Source organism: Nocardia brasiliensis (assembly GCF_042691675.1).
Lineage (GTDB): Bacteria > Actinomycetota > Actinomycetes > Mycobacteriales > Mycobacteriaceae > Nocardia > Nocardia brasiliensis_D.
Genome location: NZ_CP170507.1, coordinates 4532760 through 4555459, shown reverse-complemented (window position 1 = coordinate 4555459; position 22700 = coordinate 4532760). Strand labels below are relative to the sequence as shown.

Here is a 22700-nt window from a genome sequence, read left to right as displayed (position 1 = left end):
GGGTGGCTACATGACGGTGATTCTGCTCCGACACGGAGTCTCGACCTCGAACACCGCCCGCACCCTGGCCGGTCGCAGCACCGGCGTCGAACTGACCGAGCACGGCAACGAGCAGGCCAGGGCCGTTGCCGAACGGCTCGCCGGGCTGCCGATCGAACGGATCGTGCACTCGCCGCTGCTGCGCTGCCAGCGAACGGTGGCGCCGCTGGCGGAGAAGTTCGGGTTGGAACCGGTCTTCGACGACCGGCTGATCGAGGTCGATTACGGCGAGTGGACCGGGCGACCGATCGCCGAACTGCTGAACGAGCCGTTATGGAAGGTCGTGCAGCGGCACGCCTCCGGCGCCGTGTTCCCCGGTGGGGAAGGGCTGGCGCAGGTGCAGAGCCGCGCGGTTGCCGCGCTGCGCGAGCACGACCGCGCGCTCGCCGAGCAGCACGGACACGACGCGCTGTGGGTGGCCTGCACGCACGGCGACGTCATCAAGTCGGTACTTGCCGACGCATTGGGTATCCATCTTGATGGGTTCCAGCGGATCATGGTGGAACCCGCGTCGATCAGTGTCATCCGCTACACCCCGACCGCGCCGTATGTGTGGCGGCTCAACGACACCGGCACCGACCTGTCCGCGCTCGCGAATCAGCAACGCCCCGTTGCCGATTTCCGCGCCGAACAGCAAGACGCCACGGTCGACACCACCGGTCCCGTTCCCGGCGGCGAGCTAGGCAATACCGGGAGTGCGGATAATGGGAATGCGGAGCGCTGAGATTACTTGTAAACGGGTAGTCGGCGTTGCAACGCCGTGGGTAGTCGATCAGGGTCACGTATCAGGAGGTGCATGTGTCACGCGCAATCCATGTATTTCGCACCCCCGATCGTTTCGTCGCCGGGACCGTCGGTGAGCCGGGCGATCGCGCGTTCTATCTGCAGGCCGTCCAGGAACCGCGAGTCGTCAGCGTGCTGCTGGAAAAGCAGCAGGTGAAGGTGCTCGCCGACCGGATGGGCCTGCTGTTGGACGAGGTGGCCCGCCGCTTCGGCGCCGAGGTGCCGCCGCAGCCCGAGGACATCGGCGACACCGCGCCCCTGGTGACGCCGGTCGACGCGGAGTTCCGGGTCGGCACCATGGGCCTCGGCTGGGACGCCGACGCGAACGCCGTGGTGGTCGAGTTGCTGGCGATCACCGAGACCGAGGTCGACGAGTCGGTGGTGCTCGACGACACCGAGGAGGGTCCGGACGCGGTCCGCGTGTTCCTCACCCCGATCCAGGCCCGCGAGTTCGCGTTGCGGTCGACCAGGGTGATCGCGGCGGGCCGGCCACCGTGCCCGCTGTGCGGGGAACCGTTGTCGTCCCGTGGACACATGTGCGTGCGCACCAATGGATACAAGCGCGGAGACATCTTCGGCGCGGCCGAGCTAGAGGAGTGATCGGTGACGCGGGCGGGGGATCGGTTCCACAGCGGCGAGCTGACAGTGATCGGGCGGATCAGTACCGCCAGCAATGTGACCCTGGTCTGCGACATCCTCGATGAGGTCGAGCCGCCGCTGCGGGTGGTGTACAAGCCGGTCCGCGGCGAACGACCGCTGTGGGACTTTCCCGATGGCACGCTCGCGGGCCGGGAGGTGGCGTCTTATCTGATCTCGGCCGCGCTGGGCTGGGGCGTGATCCCGGAGACGATCCTGCGCGACGGACCGTACGGCGTGGGCATGGTGCAGCGCTGGGTCGAGGGCGTGGACAACCACACCGAACAGGGCGACCGCCTCGACCTGGTGGACCTCTGCCCGCCCGGCGCGGTACCCGACGGCTTCCGTGAGGTGCTGCGCGCGCAGGACCCGGCAGGCAACGAGGTCTCGCTCATCCACGCCGACGACCCGCGGCTGCAACGAATGGCCGTGCTCGACGTAATGCTGAACAACGCCGACCGCAAAGGCGGGCACGCGCTGGAAGGCACGGACGGACAGGTGTACGGCGTCGACCACGGCATCTGCTTGCACAGCGAGCACAAATTGCGCACCGTGCTGTGGGGCTGGGCCGGACAACCGCTCAGCGACGCCCTGGTCGCCGACATCACCGCGTTCGCCAAGGAACTGCCCGGCGCCGTCGCGGACGAACTCGCCGAGCACATCACCGACGCCGAGATCGAGGCACTCGTGGACCGCACCCAAGAGTTGGTGGACGACCCGGTGATGCCGACTCCGCGTACTTCCCGGCCGATTCCGTGGCCAGCGTTTTGAAATAGGTTGGGGCAGTGGCGGTTCCTATCCGGCATTGAATGCGAGATTGCACACGGCGGGGTTCACGCGACTGTCGTCACCCAGTCCGACAGCGCGGGTGCCGCGCCGATCACGGCGATCCCGCAGCGGCCGCAGAGTTGCACGCTGTGCCGCCGCCAGGCTCCGGCCCGACCCACGAGGTCGAATTCCTCGTTGCCCCGGCGACGGTGGGGCGATACCGTTTCCGCTTGACTCCACGGCTCGCGACGCCGGGATGCACCCGCTCGCCGGGCCGCCGACAGCTGATTCTGCGTGAGCGAAAATCTTGACATCCCATGATTTGCTGAAATGTGCAGGTCGGGACCGGCAGGTCAGCGGCGTATGGCGGCCGCTGGCCCGGGGCGGGCGGCGATGATCTCGACCACACCTTTACCCTCGAATCATGCAGTCCTGGTCCGATACAGCCCTACCCACCATCCCCGGAGCAGGGCCACCGTTGCGGTTGTACGACACCGCCGACCGCCAGGTGCGGCCGGTGACACCCGGTGCCACCGCCACCATGTACGTCTGCGGGATCACCCCCTATGACGCCACCCATCTCGGTCATGCCGCCACCTACCTGACCTTCGATCTGGTCAACCGGTTGCTGCGCGACGCGGGCCACGAGGTGCACTACGTGCAAAACGTGACCGACGTCGACGACCCGCTGTTCGAGCGGGCCGAGCGCGACGGCCTGGATTGGCGCGAGCTGGGCACCCGCGAGATCGAACTGTTCCGTGAGGACATGTCCGCGCTGCGCATCGTGCCGCCGCGGGAGTACGTCGGCGCCATCGAATCCGTCGACGAGGTCGTCGAATTCGTGCAGAAGCTGCTGGCCTCGGGTGCGGCGTACATCGTCGACGACGCCGAGTTCCCCGATGTGTACTTCCGCGCCGACGCCACCGAGCAGTTCGGCTACGAATCCGGTTACGACCGCGCCACCATGGAGCGGCTGTTCGCTGAACGCGGCGGCGACCCCGAGCGTCCCGGCAAGCGCGACACGATCGATGCGCTCCTGTGGCGCGCCGAGCGTCCCGGCGAGCCGTCCTGGCCTGCCCCGTTCGGCGCGGGCCGTCCCGGTTGGCACATCGAGTGTTCGGCGATCGCGCTCAACCGGATCGGCGCCGAGTTCGATATCCAGGGCGGCGGCAGTGACCTGATCTACCCGCACCACGAGTACTCCGCCGCGCACGCCGAGGCGCTCATCGCGGGCCGCCGGTTCGCCCGCCACTACGTGCACGCCGGTTTGATCGGCCTGGACGGCGAGAAAATGTCCAAGTCGAAGGGCAACCTCGTGCTGGTCTCCACCCTGCGCCGCAGCGGCGTCGACCCCGCCGCGATCCGCCTCGGACTGCTGGCGGGCCACTACCGCCAGGACCGCATGTGGACCGACGCGGTCCTCGAACAGGCCAAGACCCGCCTCGACCGGTGGCGCCGCGCCACGGCCCTGGAGTCCGGCCCCGCCGCCACCGACACCATCGCTCGCCTCCGCCAACACCTGGCCGACGACCTCGACACCCCGAAAGCCCTGGACGCCGTGGACAATTGGGCCCGCCAGGCACTGGACTACGGTGGCCCCGAAACCGACGCCCCCGCAGCGATCACGGCCGCGGTCGACGGCCTGCTGGGGATTACGCTGTAGTTCTTCGGGTGCTGGTGTCGCGCCGGTCCCTGGTTGTGGCGTGGTGTTCGTCTTGCGAGATAGCCTGGTCGACAAGGTGTTTCGGTGCACCGTCGTTAGCCGTGATGCACTCACTGCTGTGATGCACTAGGTGCCGCGGTGCACTGGATGGTGCGGAAGCACGGTTCGGCGAGGGGGTATCGGTGCGCAATCCGTTCGACAGTGCGGCGATCGCTGGGCGTTATGTTCGCGGGCGGCTCTACTACCATCCGGAGGCCCTGCGGATTGCGTTGCGGCAGCTGGGGATCGGCCGCGTCGGCGTCGCGGTGGATGTCGGCTGTGGTACCGGGCTGTCGACGCGGGCCGTGCTCGCGGCGGCGGAGCGGGTGGTGGCCTGTGACGCGTCGGTGGCAATGTTGCGCGCGGCCGAGCCGCATCCGCAGGCGCAGTTCGTCGCGGCGGCGGCCGAGCGACTTCCGTTGGCGGACGGCACCGCCGAATTGGCTACGGTCGGCGCGGCATTCCATTGGTTCGATCAGCCGAGTGTGCTGTCCGAATTAGCCCGTGTCCTGCGCCGCGGTGGCGGGCTCGCGGTCTACAGCGACTACTTCCACGGCGATTTGGTGGATCACCCCGCGTTCGCGGAGTGGATGGCGGGCGAGTACGCGTCCCGCTATCCATCGGTCCGCCGCCAGCCGCACTTCGACCCCGTGGCCGCCCTCGAAGCAGGTTTCGGCCCGACCACACACTCCGAAGAGCAGTGGCAGGTCCCGCTGACACCCGAGACAGCCGCCAATTACCTCGTGAGCCAGAGCAACACGGCAGTCGCGACCTCAACCTGCGACCTGGCAGAACTGCATCACTCGCTTTCCGAGGAAATCCGGCCCTTCTTCCCCAAGGACGCGCCCGCCGAAGCCATATTCACCATCCGAGTCTGGACCACAATCCTCAAGTCCTGAAAGTGGCTGCGGCGGGCACCCGCGAGAGACCGAGGAGTACGGCACCCGCAGCCTCACTTACACCGCCGACTGTCCCGCTCCGCCTGTCCGAGGCAGTCCATCGAGGACTAGCACTCCATGCTGTCCCGCTCGCGCGCTCCGGGGGTGTTGGTTGGTGGCGTCTCCGCCCGTTGGTCCCGACGCGGCTCGACCTATTCGCCGAGCGGGACGTGGATGCGGAGAATCGCGAGTGAGCGCTCGGTGGTGTCCCGCTCGCCGCGTTACCGAGGTGTTGGTTGGTGGCATCTCCGCCCGCTGGCCTCGAGACGGCTCGACCTATTCGCCGAACGGGACTTGGCTGCGGTGAATCGCGGGCGGGCGCTCGGGGATGTCCCGTTCGACGGATTGTCAGGGGCTAGCCGGGGGTGGTGGTTTCGGCGGTGGTGGGTTCGTGGACTTCGGGGGCTAGGTCGGGGGCGTACAGGCGGTCGATGTCGGGGGCGTATTTGGCGGCGATGGGTTTGCGGCGGAGTTTCATGGTGAGGGTGATTTCGTCGCCGCCGGGTTCCCAGAAGGTCGGGAGGACGGTGAAGCGTTTGATTTGTTCTACCCGGGACAATTTGGCGTTGCCCGCCGCTACGCCGCGGGCAATCTCGCCGATGACGCCAGGGTCGGCGGCGAGTGCGGCGGCGGAGGCGTCGGGTAAATCGTGTTGGACGGCATAGGGTTCCGCGGTTTCGGCGTCGATGACGATGAGCGCGGTGTTGAACGGGCGCTGGTCGCCGATGGTGGCGATCGAGCCGATGAGCGGGGTCGCGGCTTTGATGGCGTTCTCGATGTTGGCCGGGGACATGTTCTTTCCGGCGGAATTGATGATGAGTTCTTTCTTGCGGTCGATGACGCGCAGGTACCCGTCGGCGTCCTGGGTGAGGATGTCGCCGGTGTGCAGCCAGCCGTCGGCGTCGAGCGCCTCGGCGGTCTTGACCGGTTCGTCGCGGTAGGCGCGCATGACCGATGGACCGCGGACCAGGAATTCGCCGTCCTCGGCGATGGTGGCTTCCAGGCCGGGCAGCAGGCGGCCGACCGTGCCGAGCCGGGCTTCGTGCGGTGCGCTGACCGAGGCCACACAGGTCAGCTCGGACATACCCCAGACTTCGGAAATGGGAATGCCGAGGCCGAAGAAGAAGCCGAGCGTCTCCGGCGGGATCGGCGCCGCACCCGACATCGCCCACTTCACCTGGTCGAGACCGAGTTTCGCACGCAGCTTGGACAGCACCGCGGCATCGGCCTTCGCCCATTCCCCGGCAAGAGCGTCGTCGACCGGTTCGCCGGCGAGCTGCGCGGCGGCCTTGCGTGCGGCGACGCCGAGCGCCCATTGCAGACCCGCGCGAGTGGCATCGTCGGGCTCGTTGGCGGCGGCGAATTCCAGTGCGGCCTTGAACTTTTCCCACACGCGCGGGACAGCGCCCCAGATCGTGGGCCTGGTGTCCAGCAGCGCGGCGAGCAATTCGTTGCGATCCGGTACGACGGTGATCTGGGTGCCGAACACCTCCTGCAGGTACAGGGCGGTGAATCGGTCGGCCATGTGTGCGGTCGGCAGGTAGGAGGTTTGTCGGTCGCCGAATTCGACGGGGAGCACCGAGGCGAAGGCGTGCGCGTCGAACAGCAGGTTGGCGTGGGTGAGCTCGACGCCCTTCGGGTTCCCGGTGGTGCCGGAGGTGTAGCAGAGGGTCACCACATCGTCCGGCCGCACCGCGCGCCAGCTCGCCTCGAAGTCGAAATCGCTGCGCCCCAACGCCTTCAGTTCCGCCACGCTGAGCGTCCCTGGCGGGTTGCCGTCCAGGCTGACGATGGTCTCGATCGGCACCCCGCATGCCCGGATCCGGTCCACATACTGCGCCTCGCAGATCACCACCCGGTTGCCCGCGTTGCCGAACACATAGTTCAACTGCTCCGGAACCAGCGTGTTGTACACCGAAAACGAAGTAGCCCCGGTGTGCTGTGCACCCACTTCGAGCGGATAGAACTCCACCCGATTGGCCATCATCAACGCGACCGTGTCGCCGCGCCCGACCCCGAGCGCACTCAACCCCGCCGCGATTTCCCGCACCTGTGCGGCATAGTCCCGCCAGGTCAAACTGTGCTCGCCGCCGACCGACCGAACCGCAACCGCGTCGGGATCAATGGCCGCAACTCGCTGGAATGCGGCACAGGACGTCTTCGGTTCGGTCATGACACAACCCCGTTCACTACATCTATCTCTCTGAGACGGTAAGTGCCCCGAAACCCCCACGGGAACGTTTCGTCCCATTTCCCCCGTCCGCCGACCGTGAGTGGCACACCGTGGGAGAGGTTCTTCTCGCGCCACTGGTGTGGTCGATGGCGTCCTGGACGGGCTTTCACGTGCCGAATCAGAAGGGGGTGCAGACGGCGTGGTCGGTTGATTGACGTGGCCGGTCACGTTGGCGCGCAGTGCGGCTGCGCGTCGGTGTGCGGCGTCTTGTGCCGCACGGGTTTCGGATGGGTCAGGGCACCGGGGGTGACCAGACGTACGGCGTGGTGGTGGTGACGGCGTGGAAGCCGAGACGGCGGAGGATGGGGGCGCTGTCGGCGGAGGCGTCTACCTGGAGGTAACGGATGCCGCGGGCGATGGCGCGTTCGACGCGGGCCGAGACCAGGGCTCGGTAGATGCCCTTGCCGCGCCAGGCGGGAAGGGTGGAGCCGCCCCAGAGACCGGCGAACTCCGTGCCCGCGCGGACGACCATCCAGGCCGCGGAGATCACCTCGCCAGCGGCTTCGGCGACGTAGATGATGGTGTCGTCGGGTGCGGCGGCGACGCGTCCGGTGAGGTCGTCGGCCAGCCAGCCCATGTCGGTGCCCCAGACGCTGGACTCCATGGCGGCAATGCGTCGCAGATCGGGCGGTTGGGCGACCTCACGAATGACAACGCCGTCCGGCAGCGCCGCTTCGGCGGACAACTCGGCCGTCGTGGCGATGAGGATCGTCTCCTCTTCCTCGGGGACGAAGCCCGCGGCCCGCAGGCGGTCAGGGAGATCGTTCGGCCGGTCGTGACCGCGGGTCGTCCACTCCACCGCCTCGCCACGGGCAGCGAAGTAGTCGCGCTGCCGGACGATCAGCCGATTCAGTTCCGCGCCACGAACTCCCACGTCGGGCGGTGCGCTGAGGAAGCCGCGGAATTTCCCGACAACGCGGACGAGCGGCCCGTCCTGCTCCCAACGGACGCCCGCGGGAAGGTTCGGCGGCGCCCCGCGCATCTGCTCGTCGTAGGCCGCGCGCAAGCTGGTGATATCAACCACGAGATAGACACTACGAGCCCGGGACAACTGGTTTCACGCTTCGGCACTCGCGATCCATGTTAGACACCTACCCCGTAGGGGTATATGGTCGAGGGGAAGTTCTGACCGACGGCACGCGTGGGCTCGATCATCGAGCCGAGCTTTCGAAGGAGTGAGCTACGTGAACCACGACATGCAGGACCGCAACCCGCGCCACCGCACCGCCGTCCTCGACGTGCGCGGCGTCCGCTGGGCCAGCCAAGCCAATGTCGTCACGGCCGTACTCCGCCGCAGACCGGGCGTCCTCGACGTCGCCGCCAACCCCACCGCCCAAACCGCCACCGTCGCCTACGACCCCGCCATCACCTCGGTCGCCGAGCTCGCCGGTTGGGTCCGCGACTGCGGCTACCACTGCGCAGGCCGCTCGGTCCCGAACCACATCTGCGATCCGTTGGTCGAGCCCCGGACCGACGGACAGCGGCGGCCGGATCACACGGCGGCGGACGATAGCCCCACGCACCGCACCCGCGCCACTGAAACCGCTCCGCCCGCCGACGCCGCTCCGCCCGCCGACGCCGCTCCGCCCGCCGACGCCGCTCCGCCCGCCGACGCCGCTCCGCCCGCCGACGCCGCTCCGCCCGCCGACGCCGCTCCGCCCGCCGACGCCGCTGCGCCCGCCGACGCCGCTCCGCCCGCCGACGCCGCTGCGCCCGCCGACGCCGCTGCGCCCGCCGACGCCGCTGCGCCCGCCGACGCCGCTGCGCCCGCCGACGCCGCTGCGCCCGCCGACGCCGCTCCGCCCGCCGACGCCGCTGCGCCCGCCGACGCCGCCCCAATGGCCGGTGCCGCGCCGATGGCCGATGCCGGGCTGACCGCGGACACCTCGGCGACCGCACATACTGTGCACGACGACCCCACCGACACTGTGCCCGGCGACACTCGGACTGCGCGTGCCGATCGTGATCCGCATGCTGTGCGCGACAGTCACACCGGCGACGCCGTGCCTGACGACACGCGGGCTCCGCGCGCCGACCGCGCCGACCGCGCCGACCGCGCCGACCGCGCCGACCGCGCCGACCGCGCCGACCGCGATGCGCGTGCCGCACACGCCGCACACGATGCGCGTGCCGCACACGCCGCACACGATGCGCGCGCCGACCACGATGAGCCCGCCGGACACGACGCGCACATCGCGCACGCCACCCACGAGGCCGACGCCACCCACGATGCGCACATGGCACACGCCGGTCACGCCGGTATGTCGATGGCGGATATGGCTGCCGACATGCGAAACCGGTTCGTCGTGGCCGCCGTGTTCTCGGTATTGGTCATGTTGTGGTCGCCAATGGCCACCCACATGTTCGGCCTGCACCTGCCGGTCCCGTTCGGTCTGCGGCAGGACATTTGGGCGCTGGTGCTGAGTTTGCCGGTGATCTTCTATTCGTCGGCGATCTTCTTCACCGGTGCGGTGGCGGCGCTGCGGGCGCGCACGTTGGACATGATGGTGTTGGTCGCGGTCGGGATCGGTGCGGGCTGGCTGTACTCGCTGGCAATCACCCTGACCGGCGGTGGTGAGGTCTTCTATGAGGCCTCGACCATGCTGGCAACCTTTGTGCTGCTCGGGCATTGGTTCGAGATGCGGGCCCGCGGCGGTGCCAACGATGCCATCCGCGTGCTGCTGGATCTGGCGCCGCCCAAGGCAGAGGTGATCCGCGACGGCACGCCGGTCGAGGTGCCAACCGCCGAAGTGGTGGTCGGCGACACGCTCCTGGTGCGACCTGGCGCGAAGATCGCCGTCGACGGTGTCGTGGAGGAGGGTGACAGCGAGGTCGACGAGTCGATGGTGACCGGTGAGAGCATGCCGGTGCACAAGGAACCGGGGTCGACGGTCATCGGCGCGTCGCTGAACACCAACGGCACCTTGCGGGTCCGCGCCACCAAAGTCGGGGCGGACACCGCGCTGGCACAGATCGTGGAACTGGTTCAGCAGGCACAGAATTCGAAGGCGCCAGGCCAGAAGCTGGCTGACCGTGCCGCATTCTGGCTGGTGCTGGTCGCCCTGATCGGCGGCGCGTTGACGCTGACAGTGTGGCTACTGGTCGGTGCGTCCTTCGCCAAGGCGATGTTGTTCGCCATCACCGTCGTCGTGATCACCTGCCCCGACGCCCTCGGCCTCGCCACCCCCACAGCGATCATGGTCGGCACCGGCCTCGGCGCGAAACGCGGTGTGCTGTTCAAGAATGCGCTGGCACTGGAAGCCGCGGCACGCATCGACACCGTCGTGATGGACAAGACCGGCACCCTCACCAAAGGCGAACCGGAAGTCACCGACGTGGTGACCGCCGACGGATATTCACCGGACGAGGTGCTGCGTCTCGTCGCCGCCCTAGAACGCGAATCCGAACACCCACTCGCCGCCGCCATCGTCCGGCACGCCGCAACCCTCAGTGCCGAAGGAACTCTCGGCGTCGGTACCGCGTCGTCGGCCGATGAGTCCAGCAACACCACTCGCGAGATCGACGGCAAACGTGTGGAAGCCTCGGGTGACGGGTCGACCGCGGGCAGGTTCGAGAATGCTCCCGGTCACGCCACCACCGGCGCGGTTGACGGCAAGCGTGCGGAAGCCTTGGATGACGGATTGATCAGAGGCAGGTTCGAGAACGTTCCGGGTCGCGGAGCCGCTCGCGAGGTCGGCGGCGAGCGTTCGAAAGCCGTGGGTGCTGGAATGGCCGCAGGCAAGTCCGAAAACGTGTCCGATCGCGGTGCTCCCGACATCGACGGCAAGCCTTCAGAAACCCTGGGTGCCGGGCTGGCCGCAAGCAACTTCGAGAACATTCCCGGGCACGGCGCCATCGCCGAGGTTGGCGGCCATCGGGTGGTGGTCGGCAATCGACGACTGTTCGACCGCGAGCACATCGCTCTCGGATCCCTTGCCGCGCACCGCGATCGGCTCACCAGCTCCGGCCACACCGCCGTCCTCGCCGCGATCGACGGAACCGCCGCCGCAGTGATCGCCCTGGCCGACGCACCCCGCGACACCTCCGCAGCCGCGGTCGCCGAACTGCACGACCTCGGTGTGGAGGTAGTGATGTTGACCGGCGACAACCGCGCCACCGCCGAACGCATCGCCGCCGACCTCGGCATCGACACCGTCATCGCCGAAGTCCTCCCCGGCGACAAGGCCACGAAAGTCGCTGAGCTGCAACGCGATGGCCGCAAAGTCGCCATGGTCGGCGACGGCGTCAACGACGCTCCCGCGCTGGCCGGTGCCGACCTGGGCATCGCTATCGGTGCGGGCACCGACGTCGCTATCGAAACCGCCGACCTCGTCCTGATGCGCTCGGACCCCCTCGACGTCCCGACCGCCCTACGTATCGGCCGCGGCACCCTACGCAAAATGCACCAGAACCTCGCCTGGGCCGTCGGCTACAACACCATCGCCCTCCCCATCGCCGCGGGCGTCTTCGTCCCCGCCTTCGGCTTCACCTTGCGCCCCGAGATCGCCGCCATGTCGATGTCAGGCTCCAGCATCATCGTCGCCTTGAACGCGTTGTCCCTCAAACGCCTCCGCCTCCCCGGCCAAACCCCCGCCAAGCCCAACCCCCACAGCCCCACCCATTCCTGAACCGGCCAGCGCGGCAACTGCTGCAACCGATTTCGCGCTACGCGCACGGATCAACTAGCAGCTTCGTGCGCTGTCGGACATATCGTGCGCAGCTGGACGTGTTGTGTGCGGCAGGACGTGTTGTGTACGGCAGGACGTGTTATGCGCGGCAGGACGTGTCGTGCGCGCCCGGAGGGGTTGTGTGCGGCAGGACGTGTTGTGCGCGACCGGAGTGGTTGTGCGCGGCAGTCTGAATCTGGCGCGGCCAGCGGCGATATGCGTGGGCAGCCGTATCGTGCGCGGAGCAGACATCGTGCGTGGCCAGACGAGAAGGCCGGGGTGGGTGGAGCGCGCTCACTCGGCGATCGGTGCCTGCCGACGACTAATGTGAGCGCGGTGAGTGAGCCCGTAAAGCGTCCCCGCCAGCCGCGGATGCAGCTGGCGGTGCGTCGCGAGCAGGTGCTCGATGCCGCGCTGCGGCTGCTCACTCGGCACGGGTATGGGGCGATCACCATGGAGGCGATTTCCCGCGAGGCGCAACTTGCCAAACCTCGTGTCTACGCGGCATATCCGGGCGTGGAACCCCTGCTGCTCGCGGTGCTGGAGCGCGAGGGGCAGCGGGCGCTGGCAACACTGGCCGAGGCGATGCCCGTCTGCACCAGTGACGCCGACTTCGACGACACACTCGTCGCGGCGATGAAGAACCTGCTCACCGCGGTCAACGCGGAGCCCGACTCGTGGCGCCTACTACTGCTCCCCGCTGACGACGCACCGAGCCAGGTCCGCGAACGATCCACAGCCGCAATGCGATTCGCGCGAGCAAAACTGCGCACCCTGCTCGAATGGGGTCGCGACCGCCGACCCGGCCTGGCCGACATCGATCTGGAACTACTGGCCGACTCCCTACTGGCCGCCGGCGAACGCGCAGGCCGCCAGCTCCTCACCGACCCCGAACAGTTCAGCATCGCCCGCTACGAACGCTTCGCCCGCAGCCTCCTCGCCGCCCTCGCACCCCGCTGACCCCGCGCTACCGACCCGGTCAGCGCCATCGTCCTCTCGGTCGCATGGCCCGAACCCGCCGCCACGGCCTGTCCCGTGGTCGAACAGCGAGCCCGCCAGTGAAGCCGTGGTGAGCGCGCGGTTCACGCCATACTTCGATCTCACACGGGGTTCGCGCCCCACCGGGCAAATGTGCCCGCGCCCGGAGTGTCCTGTACATGTCTCAGACACTGACCTAGATTCGATGGATATGAAGACGATTGAGCTCAGCGCGCCGGACGGGCGGCTGGCGGCGATGCTGGCGCGGCCGTCGGGGGAGGGGCCGTGGCCGGGAGTGGTGGTGATTCACGATGGGGTGGGATTCAGTGCGGATGTGCGCCGGACAGTGCGGATGCTGGCCGATTACGGCTATCTGACGATCGCGCCGAATCTGTTCTCGCGCGGGCGTGTTCGGTGCATTCGCGCGATCTATCGGGCGCTGGTCTTCACCGGAGACGGACCGCCGGTGCGTGACGTTCTGGCCGCGCGTGATCGGCTCGTCGCCGAACCCGATTGCACCGGGCGCACCGCCGTCGTCGGTTTCTGCATGGGCGGCGGGTTCGCGTTGCTGGTCGCGCCGAAGGGTTTCGACGCGTCCGCGCCGTTCTATCCGACGCTCTACGGCGACTACCGCGCCCAACTCGAGGGCGCCTGCCCAGTGGTCGCCAGTTACGCGCAACGCGACCCGCTGTTAGTGGGTGCCCCACGCAAATTGGATCTGGCGTTGACCGAGCTCGGCGTCGACCACGACATCAAGGTCTACCCGAAGGTCACCCACGCCTTCGCCAACCTCACCCCCGCCGACCCGATCCTGCGCGTCACCGGCCTCGGCTACAACGAGGACGCGACCCGCGACGCCTGGCAACGCATCTTCAAGTTCTTCGACACCCACCTCACCCCACCCGAACAGCCCTGACTCGTCGCCCAGCCGTCAACGGCACATGATGGAGAGACCGCTACTCGCCGCAACCAGGTGCCACTGATCGTGAAACCCGGTCCTACTCGCCGCGCCACCGGGGGGCGCGCTTTTCGGCGAAAGCGCGGGGACCCTCGGCAGCGTCCTTGCTGACGAATACGGGGGCCGCTTCCTCGAGACTCATCTGCCAAATCGGCGTATCCCAATCGGAGCCGAAGTCGTTGACCCGGTGGATGATTCGCTTGGAAGCACGAACCGACAGCGGCGCGTTCGCGGCGATGGTTTCGGCCAGTTCGAGGGCGGTGGGCAGCACCTGATCCGCCGGTACCACCCGGTTGACGAGGCCCCAGTGGGCGGCGCTGGCGGCATCGATCGCGGTGCCGGTCAACGCCATCTCGAGCGCGATTTTGGGCGGGATCGCGCGGGGCAGTCGCAGCAACCCGCCTGCCGCAGCCAGCAATCCACGCTTGACCTCGGGCAGTCCGAGCGAGGCATCCGCACTCATCACCGCGAGATCGCTGGCCAGCACGATCTCGGTACCACCACCGAGCGCGTACCCGTTGACCGCCGCGATCAGCGGCTTGTCCACGAAATGCTGCACCAGCCCGGCGAATCCGTACTCCGGATGCTCCGGATCGTGAATCCCGTTGCCACGCGCCAGCTCCTTGAGGTCGGCACCGGCGCAGAAAGCGCGCCCGGCCCCGGTGATCACCGCGACGCGCAGCTCCGGATCGGCGGCAAGTTCATCTAGCGCGGCACCCACCGCACGGGACAACGCGGCGTTGACAGCGTTCATGGCCTCGGGGCGGTTCAGCGTGATGACGGCGATGTGCCCGTTGCGTTCCAGGGTGGCTGCGGCGGTCAAGATGGGCCTCCTTCAGACAAGATCAGTCGAACCTACCGGGACACCACCGACCCTGGGGAGCAGGTCTCAGTCAGCAGATACCGAACGACCACACCACGAGCTCGCGAATCCGTCCGGCAGTGACGACAGCACCGCGGCGCGCGGCACGCAATGACCTGCTCGTGCATAGCCCTCGTGCAAGACTTGGCCCGTGAGTGGGCCCAGCGAAGACATTCAGCACAACATCGACAAGAGTCGCGACAACACCGACAAGCGACCCGAGAACACCGACAAGCTGACCGGCAGCCACGCGGTGCCCGACCGCGGCGACGTGATCGGCGCCGGGATCATCTGGCTGGCGAAATGGGCACTGTGCATCGTCGCGATCGCAGCGGGCGCCTGGGTGCTGATGTACGTCTTCGCGAAGCTGTGGGTGGTCCTGTTGCCGGTGGCGCTGGCGATCGTCGTGGCCACCGTGTTGTGGCCGCCCACCGGGTGGCTCGTCCGGCACGGCTTGCGTCCCGCCCTCGCGGCGACGATCACGATGGTCGGATTCATCGGCGCGCTGGCCGGTGTCATCGCGCTGATCGTGCCGTCGGTGGTGGATCAGGCGCCTGACCTCGCCGATAAATCCACCGAGGGGGTCAATCGGGTACGCGACTGGCTGCAAGGTCCGCCGCTGCGCATCCGCGACGAGCAACTCGATTCCGCGGTCGACGCGATCGTGTCCCGGCTCCAATCGAGCGCCGCGCAGATCGCCGGTGGGGTGTTCAGCGGCGTGTCCACGGCGACGTCGGTGCTCGTCACCGTGTTCCTGGTGCTCGTACTGACCTTCTTCTTCGTCAAGGACGGGCCGCGCCTGCTGCCCTGGCTGCATGCCGTGCTGGGCAGCCGCAGCGGCCGTCATGTGGAAGAGGTGCTGAATCGGGTTTGGGGCACCCTCGGCGGTTTCATCCGGACCCAGGCGCTGGTCAGCTTGATCGACGCGGTCTTCATCGGGGCCGGGCTGGTAATCCTTGGTGTTCCGTTGGCGCTGGTGCTTGCCGTGATCACGTTTATCGGTGGCTTCGTTCCGATGGTCGGTGCGTTCGTGGCCGGTGCGCTTGCGGTGCTGGTCGCACTGGTCGGCAATGGGTTCACCACGGCGTTGATCGTGCTCGGCATCATCATCGCGGTGCAGCAGCTCGAAGGGAATGTGCTGCAACCGGTGTTGCAGAGTCGGAGCATGAAGTTGCACGCGGTGCTCGTGTTGCTCGCCGTCACCGCGGGAGCTTCGCTGTACGGAGTTGTCGGTGCGTTCCTTGCCGTTCCGGTCGCGGCGGTGGCGGCGGTGGTGATCCGGTACATCGGTGAGCAGATCGATGTGGTGACCGCCGCGCCGCCGGAGGCGGAGGAGGAGGTTCAGCCCGCGCCGCAATGATGGCGCGGCTGGTCAGCGATGCCCGGGTTCAGCGATGCCCGGGTTCAGCGATGCGCGGTCCAGCGGTCCAGCGGTCCAGCGGGTTGCCGCGTGACCGTTCGCTGCTTGCCGAGTCGTTCTGATCTGACTCAGTCCGCCTGGTGGGCAACCGAATCCGCTGTCAGTGCCGCGACTGCGTCGGCGAACATGGTGTTCTTGATCGCGCCCAGGGTGCCCGGATCCTTGGCACCGAGAGGAGCGAGCAGGCCGAGCGCAGCGTCGGTGACCGCGCCTTCGGCGGCGGTGGCGTCGACGATATCGACAGCGAGGGCGTCGGTTCCGCCGAACCGGCGACCGGTCGTCATCGAGGCGATGGCGGTTTTCGGGGTGAGCTTCGCTTGGATGAGCGCCGCCATGCCGGTGGTGAAGGGGATACGGATATCGACCTCCGGTAAGCAGAAATAGCCGCGGTCGGCGCGCATGACGCGGTAGTCGTGGGCGATCGCCAGCATGGCGCCCGCGCCGAACGCGTGGCCGGGTAGGGCGGCCGCGGTGGGCACGGGCAGGGTGAGCACGCGCGCCAACAGTGCCTGGACCTGGCCGACGTACCACTGGGCGCGGTCGCCGTTGGCGCCGAGCCAGTCCAGGTCGAGGCCGTTCGAGTAGAACTTTCCGCTCGCGGTCGTGACGAGGCCTTGCGCGCCTTCGGCGAGTGCGGCGTCGAGGTGGGTGTTCGCCTCGTCGAGAAAGGTGGGGGAGAAACGATTTTCGTCATCGCCGAGGTCGAGGACGGCGATCTTGTCGTGGTAGGTGACGGTAGGCATGAGGTTCCTTGTGTCGAGAGTGGATAGTGGTCAGCGAAGGGACGCTGTCACGGTGGCGGACCCACGGCTAGAACGGCGCGCACAGCGGCGCGCAGTTGTTCGCGGGCAACGGGATTGGCGATTCGATCGCGACGCAACAGGATCGCGGTGGGCAGGTCGACCAGGCACAGGGTGAGCACATCGACCGCGCCCCGGTCACCGCGATCCCAGAGATGCTGGGATAGCCGGATCATCAACTCCACCAACACCTTGTCCGTCGCCGCGAGCTCGCGAGCGATGGCGTCGGGCACCTCGCCGAGAAGTTCCTCGCGCTGGACCGTCAGCAATAGCCGCGAGGAGTCCGGGAATCGCTCGGCGAACACCGCGGGTGCCTCGGCGGCAGCGATTACGGCATCGATGGGGTCCTGCCGGGGTCCGTCCAATGCGGCGTCGATCAATGCCGACTGAAGTGCCAGGAATCGGTTAGCGGCCCGCAACCAGGTGCGACCGAGCAACTCAGCGCGGGAGCCGAAGGTGTGGTAGATCGCGCCATTGGAAACCCCGGTGGCGGCCGCGACGGCGCGCGTGGTGACCGCGGCCGGTCCCGAGTGCGCGGCCAGCGTCTCGGCGGCATCGAGCACGATGTCGGGATCGTGGGTACGGGGGCGGGGCATGACCGGGATGTGTACGGGCCGATGATGGAGCCGGTCGCAGGCTCTCGATCACTCACGCGCACTACGTATTTCGCCAGGTAACAGGTACTAGGGGTCGCTCGAACGGCATCGCGACCGCATGGCTATCCTCGTACGAGCCGACGAGACAATGGGGTACTGTTCGGTCCTCCCCACTCCTGCCCGAACGAACAGAACGGCACCCGGCATGTCACGTGTGGTCACCAAGGAGCAGTACTTCGACACCGCTCTGGAGGTGCTCGCGGAATTCGGCTTCAAGGGCCTCAACATCGGCGTGCTGTGCCGGCGGCTCGGTGTCACCAGCGGCTCGTTCTATCACCACTTCGGCAGCTGGCAGGGATTCGTCGACGCCCTACTCGAGCATTGGGAGAACCGGCAGGTGCTGATCCTGCGGACGCTGAAGTTCAACCAGGGCAACCCCGATGACGACATCCGCGCGATGTCCGACCTCGCCGTCGGCCTGCACCACGCCGCCGAAGCAGCCATCCGCGCCTGGGCCGCCAATGACGAATCGGTCAATCTGGCGCTCAAGCGGGTCGACGAATCCCGCAGGCGCACTGTGCACAAGGCAATCAAGGGAGTAGTCGGCGACGACGACACCTCCGCCGTGGTCACCTCGCTCGGCATGGCAATGCTCATCGGCTATCAGCAGATCGCCGCAAGCGGCGAAGACCTGTCCCTGGACAAGCTCCTCACCGAATACGCCCGCCTCATCTACTCACACGCCCGCCGCTGACCGCGCGGGCTGCCTGTTCGGAATGACGGGCAAGCCCTGGGCCGATCGATCAGCCCAATAACTCGTCCACGTAGCACCAGCGCCACGCCTCACCTGGCTCGACACTGCGCATCACCGGATGCCCGCTGCTGCCGTAGTGCTTGGTCGCGTGATTGCCGACCGACGAATCGCAGCACGCAATGTGCCCGCAGGACAAGCACATTCGCAAATGCACCCAGGTCAGCCCTTCGGCGAGGCATTCGGTGCACTCGTCGGGTTCGACGGGGTCCATGACCAGCGGCGCGGCCCGCAAATGCGCGCAGTTCTCGGCGGCGAGCGGAACGGCGAGCGGTTCGACGCGGTCCTCCTCGGCCTCGTCGTATCGATCGATCATCGACTCTTCCAGATCCAGTCTGGCCAGCACGTGCTGCAGGATCTCGTAGTCCACCGTGCCCGAATCCCGCACGCGCAGCACCGTTTCCCGTTCCGCGCGCAACATTTCCAGGCGCAGCCTGCGATACTCCGCGGTCGGTGTGGCCTGCTCGGACTCCGCGCGCCCCAACCGCTCCCACGCGGCATTGGCCTTCCACGCCACCCGATCGCGCAACTGCTGCACCACCCCTGGCGGTGTGTCGGGCGTGATCTGGGCTTCCAGCGCGCTCAGTCCCGCCGTAGTGGCTTGCTGGAGCAGGCTCGCCTTGCGCAACGCGTCCTCGGCCCGGCTCGGCCCACGCAGCCGCAGTAGCCGCACCAACCACGGCAGCGAAGTCCCTTGCAGCAGTAGGGTTCCCGCGACAACCACGAGCGCGAGCAGCTTCAGTACCGGCAGCTGCGGCGTGTCCTCCGGCAGCAGCAGCACCGCGGCCAGCGTCACCACGCCACGCATCCCCGCCCAGGACACCACCGCCGGATGCGTCAGCGGCACATCCGCGGCGGTCCGGCCGATCCTGCGGAACACCAACGCCCACGGGAAGATCCACAGCGGCCGCGCGACCATCGTCGCGAGCAGCACCGCGATCGCGGTGACCACCAGGGTGCCGTGGTCGAGTCCGCTGCTCCACGCGCCTTCGAGGATCCCGCGCACCTGCAACCCGATGAGCACGAACACCGAGCTCTCCAGAATGAACTGGATGGTGCGCCAATTCGTCCGTTCCGCGATCCGTGAGGCCGCACTCTGCCAGACCGGTGCGCCGTGCCCGAGGATCATCCCGCAGGTGACCACCGCGATCACCCCGGATGCGTGAATACCTTCGGCGGGCAGGTACGCGGCGAACGGCGCGAGGAACGACAGCGTCGTATCCAGCACCGGGTCGGTGATCCGACGGCGCAGCAGCGCAAGCAGATACGCGACGGCGATGCCGACCACCGCGCCGCCGCCCGCTGCCAGCAGAAAGTCTCCGCCCGCGCTCCACACCGACACCGCACCGGCCGACGCCGCGATCGCGGTCCGCAACGTCACCAGTGCTGTCGCGTCGTTGAACAGCGACTCGGCTTCGAGGATGGTGACGATCTGACGTGGCATCCCGATCCGCCGCGCCACCGCCGTCGCGGCCACCGCATCCGGCGGCGCCACCACCGCGCCGAGCGCCACCGCGACCGCGAACGGCACCGGAAGCAGCCACCACACCACAGCGGCCACGACGAAGGTGCTGAACAGCACCAAGCCCACCGACAGAAACGCGATGGTCGCCGCGTTCGCGCGGAAATCCACCAGCGAGGTCCGGATCGCCGCGGTGTACAGCAGCGGCGGCAGCAAGCCGAGCAGAATGATCTCCGGCTCGACGTGGACCTCCGGCACCAGTGGCAGATACGACGCCGCTACTCCGGCCAGGGTCAACACCAGTGGTTCGGAGATCCCGAACCGACGGGCCAGCGCCGCCAGCGCCGCCGCCGACGCAACAAGAACCACCAAGCCGATCGCGACATGCACCGTGGCATTCTCGCAGAGCGCATTCACGGCAACCCGACGCGCGGTAGATGACACGTCCGGTGTCGACGAATTTCCTGTGCCGACGGGGTTCGGGGTCCATGCTTGTCGGCGACAAGGAGGTAGGCATGGAGGAGTTTGCGTCCTGGCGGGCGAACGGCAGGCGGTACACCCATCGCGGCCATCAGATCTTCTATCGCGACGACGGTGGTGGGGCCGCCGGTACACTGCTCTGCATCCACGGATTCCCGACCGCGTCCTGGGACTGGCACGCCATGTGGCCCGGCCTGAGCGACCGGTTCGGCCGGGTGATCGCGCCGGACATGATCGGCTTCGGCTGGTCGGCCAAACCGCGCAACTACACCTATTCGATCGCCGACCAGGCCGACATCCACGAGGAACTGTTGCGGGAACACGGGATAGCCCGTTTCCACATCCTCGCCCACGACTACGGCGATACCGTCGCCCAGGAATTGCTGGCCCGCGATATCGAACGCCGTGCCGCGGGTGATGAGTCGCTGGCGATCGAATCGGTATGCCTGCTCAACGGCGGACTGTTCCCCGAGACCCACCGCGCCCGACCGGTTCAGCGCCTGCTCGCCAGTCCGCTCGGACCATTGGCCGCCATGCTCGCCAGCGAGCGCGCCTTCACCAGCAGCCTGTCCGGCGTCTTCGGCCCCGACACCAAGCCGAGCAGGGAAGAACTGGACCAGTTCTGGACCCTGTGGTGCAGCAAACACGGTAAACGCAACGGCCACAAGCTGATCCGCTACATGAGCGAACGCCGCAAACACCGCGAACGCTGGGTCGGCGCCCTGCGCGACACCAAGGTGCCGCTCCGCCTCATCGACGGCCTGCTCGACCCCGTCTCCGGCGCCCACATGGTCCGCCGCTACCGCGAACTGATCCCCACCCCCGACGTCGTCGAACTCCCCAAGGTAGGCCACTACCCCCAGGTCGAAGCCCCCGCCGACACCCTCGCAGCCTTCCTCGACTTCCACGCCACCCGAGTAGCATCCCACGCCACCTGACCCCGATCAGAGGGGACACCACGGAGGCCGCACCCACGAAACCCCTCAGCCACGTCCCGTTGATCACGCGAGCTGCGTGTTCGCTGTAGTCCACGTGATCCGGTGGGCATGGCGAGCTGGGTGTTCAGCCGATCCACTGGCAGGGGCCGCTGCCCCCATCGAACCCCGATGATGGTCAACGGGACATAGCGGAGGCCTTACTCGCGAAATGCCTCCACCATGTCCCGTTGATCATCGGCCGACCCGGCTTTGGTGCGCCCGTCGTCGGCCCCGCGCTTGCCGCGGTGATCAACGGGACGTCAGCGAGGCTGCACTCGTGAAATGCCTCAGCTGCGTCCCGTTGATCATGCGATTCGCGGGTTCGCTGGAGTCCCCGCGTAATCCGGTTGCCAGGCTGGCAGAGGGCGGTCGTTCAGCCCAGCCGATGCCAGGCAGCCAATCCGATCATGATCAGCGGGACATGACGGAGGTCTTACTCGGAAAATGCCTCGACCATGTCCCGGTGATCATGTGGTGATGCGGAATCCGCTGTGGGCGTACCAGCTTGGTCAACCTCGTGGCTCGGGACGTGGGGCGACCGCCCAGTCGTCGAGTTTGCCCGTCCACCGGACTCGCTCGCATGATCAACGGGACGTCACCGAGGCTTTACTCGTGAAATGCCTCGACCATGTCCCGGTGATCATGAGGCAGCCGGGTTTAGTGCCGAGGACGGCGGTTGGTCCCTGGGCGTCCCCTTGGACCCATGCCGGCGTCACGTTTATGGCACATCCCATAACATGACGGTATGGCAGCGACACGCCGAGCGCGTAGTGAGGGTTCTGTACGGCCGCGGTCGGGGGATGCGCGGCGGCGGATGATCGAGGGCGCGGTGGAGTCGTTGCGGGTTCATGGGGCCAGTGCTACGAGTGTGGATCGAGTGCTCAGCAGTACCGGTGCGCCGCGGGGGTCGGTGTATCACCATTTTCCCGGTGGGCGCACGGAGCTGATCAATGACGCGGTGGTCGCGGCGGGCGCTGTCATGTCCGAGTTCATCGAACGGTTGACCCGGGACAGCGATCCGGTGACCGCGCTCGACCAGTTCGCGGCGCTGTGGCGGCGCACCTTGGTCGACAGTGACTTTCGTGCCGGTTGTCCGGTGTTCGCGGTGGCGGTCGAAACCAATGACGACGCACCGGAATTCGCGCGTGCCGCCGCCGACATCTTCACCCGCTGGCAACGCGCCCTCGCCGACATGCTCGTCCGGGACGGCATCCCCGAACCCCGCGCCCGCCGCCTCGCGACCCTCACCGTCACGGCATTCGAGGGCGCCATCGCCCTGTGCCGAGCCCAGCGCGACCTCTCCCCGCTGGACGACATCGCCCACGAACTGCGCGACCTGATCCCGACGGTCAGCCGCCACGACTGACATTCCGCTCCGCCGGACCGCCGTTACGTCGCACTGCGATGGACATTGCGCCGGAGCCAGCTCGACTATCCGATCAGGCCCAGTGGGAGCATTCGTCGCCGACGAGTTCATCGGCCGTGTAGAGCCGCTGCGCACTAGGCGGCGACACAACGCTCCGGCGGCGGCCCGTCGCCCCACTGGCGCATATTCGGCGGCGTGGCGTCGTCGCATCAGTGTGTGCGCCT

18 protein-coding genes are annotated in these 22700 nt (G+C 67.8%); 12 read left to right on the top strand and 6 right to left on the bottom strand.

The genetic code is table 11. The annotated features are described in order from the left end of the window. The first annotated feature begins 10 nt into the window (after positions 1-10). The 5 genes from ACFK0J_RS21000 (at position 11) to ACFK0J_RS20980 (ending at position 4827) form a co-directional block, all read left to right on the top strand. The gene (locus ACFK0J_RS21000; RefSeq protein WP_378729765.1) at positions 11-763 is read left to right on the top strand and encodes a histidine phosphatase family protein; all 753 of its coding nucleotides are present in this window, start codon (positions 11-13) and stop codon (positions 761-763) included. Between the two features lie 74 nt (positions 764-837). Beyond that, entirely contained in the window at positions 838-1422 is a 585-nt protein-coding gene (locus ACFK0J_RS20995; protein ID WP_218469115.1) for a DUF3090 domain-containing protein, read from the top strand. Between the two features lie 3 nt (positions 1423-1425). Continuing rightward, entirely contained in the window at positions 1426-2229 is an 804-nt protein-coding gene (locus tag ACFK0J_RS20990; protein ID WP_378729763.1) for an SCO1664 family protein, read from the top strand. A gap of 421 nt (positions 2230-2650) precedes the next feature. After that, on the top strand, positions 2651-3889 hold the full coding sequence (mshC, locus tag ACFK0J_RS20985; protein ID WP_378729761.1) for a cysteine--1-D-myo-inosityl 2-amino-2-deoxy-alpha-D-glucopyranoside ligase: 1239 nt from the start codon (positions 2651-2653) through the stop codon (positions 3887-3889). 182 nt (positions 3890-4071) lie between these two features. Further along, entirely contained in the window at positions 4072-4827 is a 756-nt protein-coding gene (locus ACFK0J_RS20980) for a class I SAM-dependent methyltransferase (RefSeq protein WP_378729759.1), read from the top strand. Between the two features lie 394 nt (positions 4828-5221). On the opposite strand, the gene fadD11 is transcribed toward ACFK0J_RS20980, so the two are convergent. Both fadD11 and ACFK0J_RS20970 read right to left on the bottom strand, forming a co-directional pair. Continuing rightward, positions 5222-7039, bottom strand: coding sequence for a fatty acid--CoA ligase FadD11 (gene fadD11 / locus ACFK0J_RS20975; RefSeq protein WP_378729758.1), 1818 nt, complete (start codon positions 7037-7039; stop codon positions 5222-5224). Positions 7040-7331: 292 nt separating this feature from the next. Next, the gene (locus ACFK0J_RS20970; RefSeq protein ID WP_378729756.1) at positions 7332-8123 is read right to left on the bottom strand and encodes a GNAT family N-acetyltransferase; all 792 of its coding nucleotides are present in this window, start codon (positions 8121-8123) and stop codon (positions 7332-7334) included. A gap of 160 nt (positions 8124-8283) precedes the next feature. On the opposite strand from ACFK0J_RS20970, the gene ACFK0J_RS20965 reads away from it, so the two are divergent. From ACFK0J_RS20965 to ACFK0J_RS20955, 3 genes are all read left to right on the top strand, one after another. Continuing rightward, positions 8284-11727, top strand: coding sequence for a heavy metal translocating P-type ATPase (locus ACFK0J_RS20965; protein WP_378729754.1), 3444 nt, complete (start codon positions 8284-8286; stop codon positions 11725-11727). 375 nt (positions 11728-12102) lie between these two features. Continuing rightward, positions 12103-12726: a TetR/AcrR family transcriptional regulator gene (locus tag ACFK0J_RS20960; protein WP_378729752.1), complete on the top strand. Its 624-nt coding sequence runs from the start codon at positions 12103-12105 to the stop codon at positions 12724-12726. Positions 12727-12955: 229 nt separating this feature from the next. Further along, complete coding sequence (locus tag ACFK0J_RS20955; RefSeq protein ID WP_378729750.1) at positions 12956-13660, top strand: dienelactone hydrolase family protein; 705 nt, start codon at positions 12956-12958, stop codon at positions 13658-13660. Positions 13661-13742: 82 nt separating this feature from the next. Here ACFK0J_RS20955 and ACFK0J_RS20950 read toward each other — a convergent pair whose 3' ends face one another. Then, positions 13743-14525, bottom strand: coding sequence for a crotonase/enoyl-CoA hydratase family protein (locus tag ACFK0J_RS20950; protein ID WP_378729748.1), 783 nt, complete (start codon positions 14523-14525; stop codon positions 13743-13745). Positions 14526-14799: 274 nt separating this feature from the next. Between ACFK0J_RS20950 and ACFK0J_RS20945 the strand changes: the two genes are divergently transcribed. Continuing rightward, on the top strand, positions 14800-15924 hold the full coding sequence (locus ACFK0J_RS20945) for an AI-2E family transporter (protein WP_378742948.1): 1125 nt from the start codon (positions 14800-14802) through the stop codon (positions 15922-15924). 128 nt (positions 15925-16052) lie between these two features. On the opposite strand, the gene ACFK0J_RS20940 is transcribed toward ACFK0J_RS20945, so the two are convergent. Both ACFK0J_RS20940 and ACFK0J_RS20935 read right to left on the bottom strand, forming a co-directional pair. Continuing rightward, entirely contained in the window at positions 16053-16727 is a 675-nt protein-coding gene (locus ACFK0J_RS20940) for an enoyl-CoA hydratase-related protein (RefSeq protein WP_378729746.1), read from the bottom strand. A gap of 47 nt (positions 16728-16774) precedes the next feature. Next, positions 16775-17380: a TetR family transcriptional regulator gene (locus ACFK0J_RS20935; RefSeq protein WP_378729744.1), complete on the bottom strand. Its 606-nt coding sequence runs from the start codon at positions 17378-17380 to the stop codon at positions 16775-16777. 205 nt (positions 17381-17585) lie between these two features. Between ACFK0J_RS20935 and ACFK0J_RS20930 the strand changes: the two genes are divergently transcribed. Next, positions 17586-18134, top strand: coding sequence for a TetR/AcrR family transcriptional regulator (locus ACFK0J_RS20930; protein ID WP_378729742.1), 549 nt, complete (start codon positions 17586-17588; stop codon positions 18132-18134). A 49-nt stretch (positions 18135-18183) separates the two neighbouring features. On the opposite strand, the gene ACFK0J_RS20925 is transcribed toward ACFK0J_RS20930, so the two are convergent. Next, the gene (locus ACFK0J_RS20925; protein ID WP_378729740.1) at positions 18184-20043 is read right to left on the bottom strand and encodes a Na+/H+ antiporter; all 1860 of its coding nucleotides are present in this window, start codon (positions 20041-20043) and stop codon (positions 18184-18186) included. A gap of 125 nt (positions 20044-20168) precedes the next feature. Here ACFK0J_RS20925 and ACFK0J_RS20920 point away from each other — a divergent pair, with 125 nt between their 5' ends. Beyond that, the gene (locus ACFK0J_RS20920; protein WP_378729738.1) at positions 20169-21071 is read left to right on the top strand and encodes an alpha/beta fold hydrolase; all 903 of its coding nucleotides are present in this window, start codon (positions 20169-20171) and stop codon (positions 21069-21071) included. A gap of 784 nt (positions 21072-21855) precedes the next feature. After that, positions 21856-22476, top strand: a complete 621-nt coding sequence (locus ACFK0J_RS20915) for a TetR/AcrR family transcriptional regulator (protein WP_378729737.1) — start codon at positions 21856-21858, stop codon at positions 22474-22476. Positions 22477-22700: the final 224 nt, after the last annotated feature.

Excerpts from the sequence above, each read along its gene's own strand:
- ACFK0J_RS21000 (WP_378729765.1), top strand. The coding sequence starts at position 11 with ATGACGGTGATTCTGCTCCGACACGGAGTCTCGACCTCGAACACCGCC.
- mshC (WP_378729761.1), top strand. The coding sequence starts at position 2,651 with ATGCAGTCCTGGTCCGATACAGCCCTACCCACCATCCCCGGAGCAGGG.
- fadD11 (WP_378729758.1), bottom strand. The coding sequence starts at position 7,039 with ATGACCGAACCGAAGACGTCCTGTGCCGCATTCCAGCGAGTTGCGGCC.
- ACFK0J_RS20955 (WP_378729750.1), top strand. The coding sequence starts at position 12,956 with ATGAAGACGATTGAGCTCAGCGCGCCGGACGGGCGGCTGGCGGCGATG.
- ACFK0J_RS20940 (WP_378729746.1), bottom strand. The coding sequence starts at position 16,727 with ATGCCTACCGTCACCTACCACGACAAGATCGCCGTCCTCGACCTCGGC.
- ACFK0J_RS20935 (WP_378729744.1), bottom strand. The coding sequence starts at position 17,380 with ATGCCCCGCCCCCGTACCCACGATCCCGACATCGTGCTCGATGCCGCC.
- ACFK0J_RS20930 (WP_378729742.1), top strand. The coding sequence starts at position 17,586 with ATGTCACGTGTGGTCACCAAGGAGCAGTACTTCGACACCGCTCTGGAG.
- ACFK0J_RS20920 (WP_378729738.1), top strand. The coding sequence starts at position 20,169 with ATGGAGGAGTTTGCGTCCTGGCGGGCGAACGGCAGGCGGTACACCCAT.
- ACFK0J_RS20915 (WP_378729737.1), top strand. The coding sequence starts at position 21,856 with ATGGCAGCGACACGCCGAGCGCGTAGTGAGGGTTCTGTACGGCCGCGG.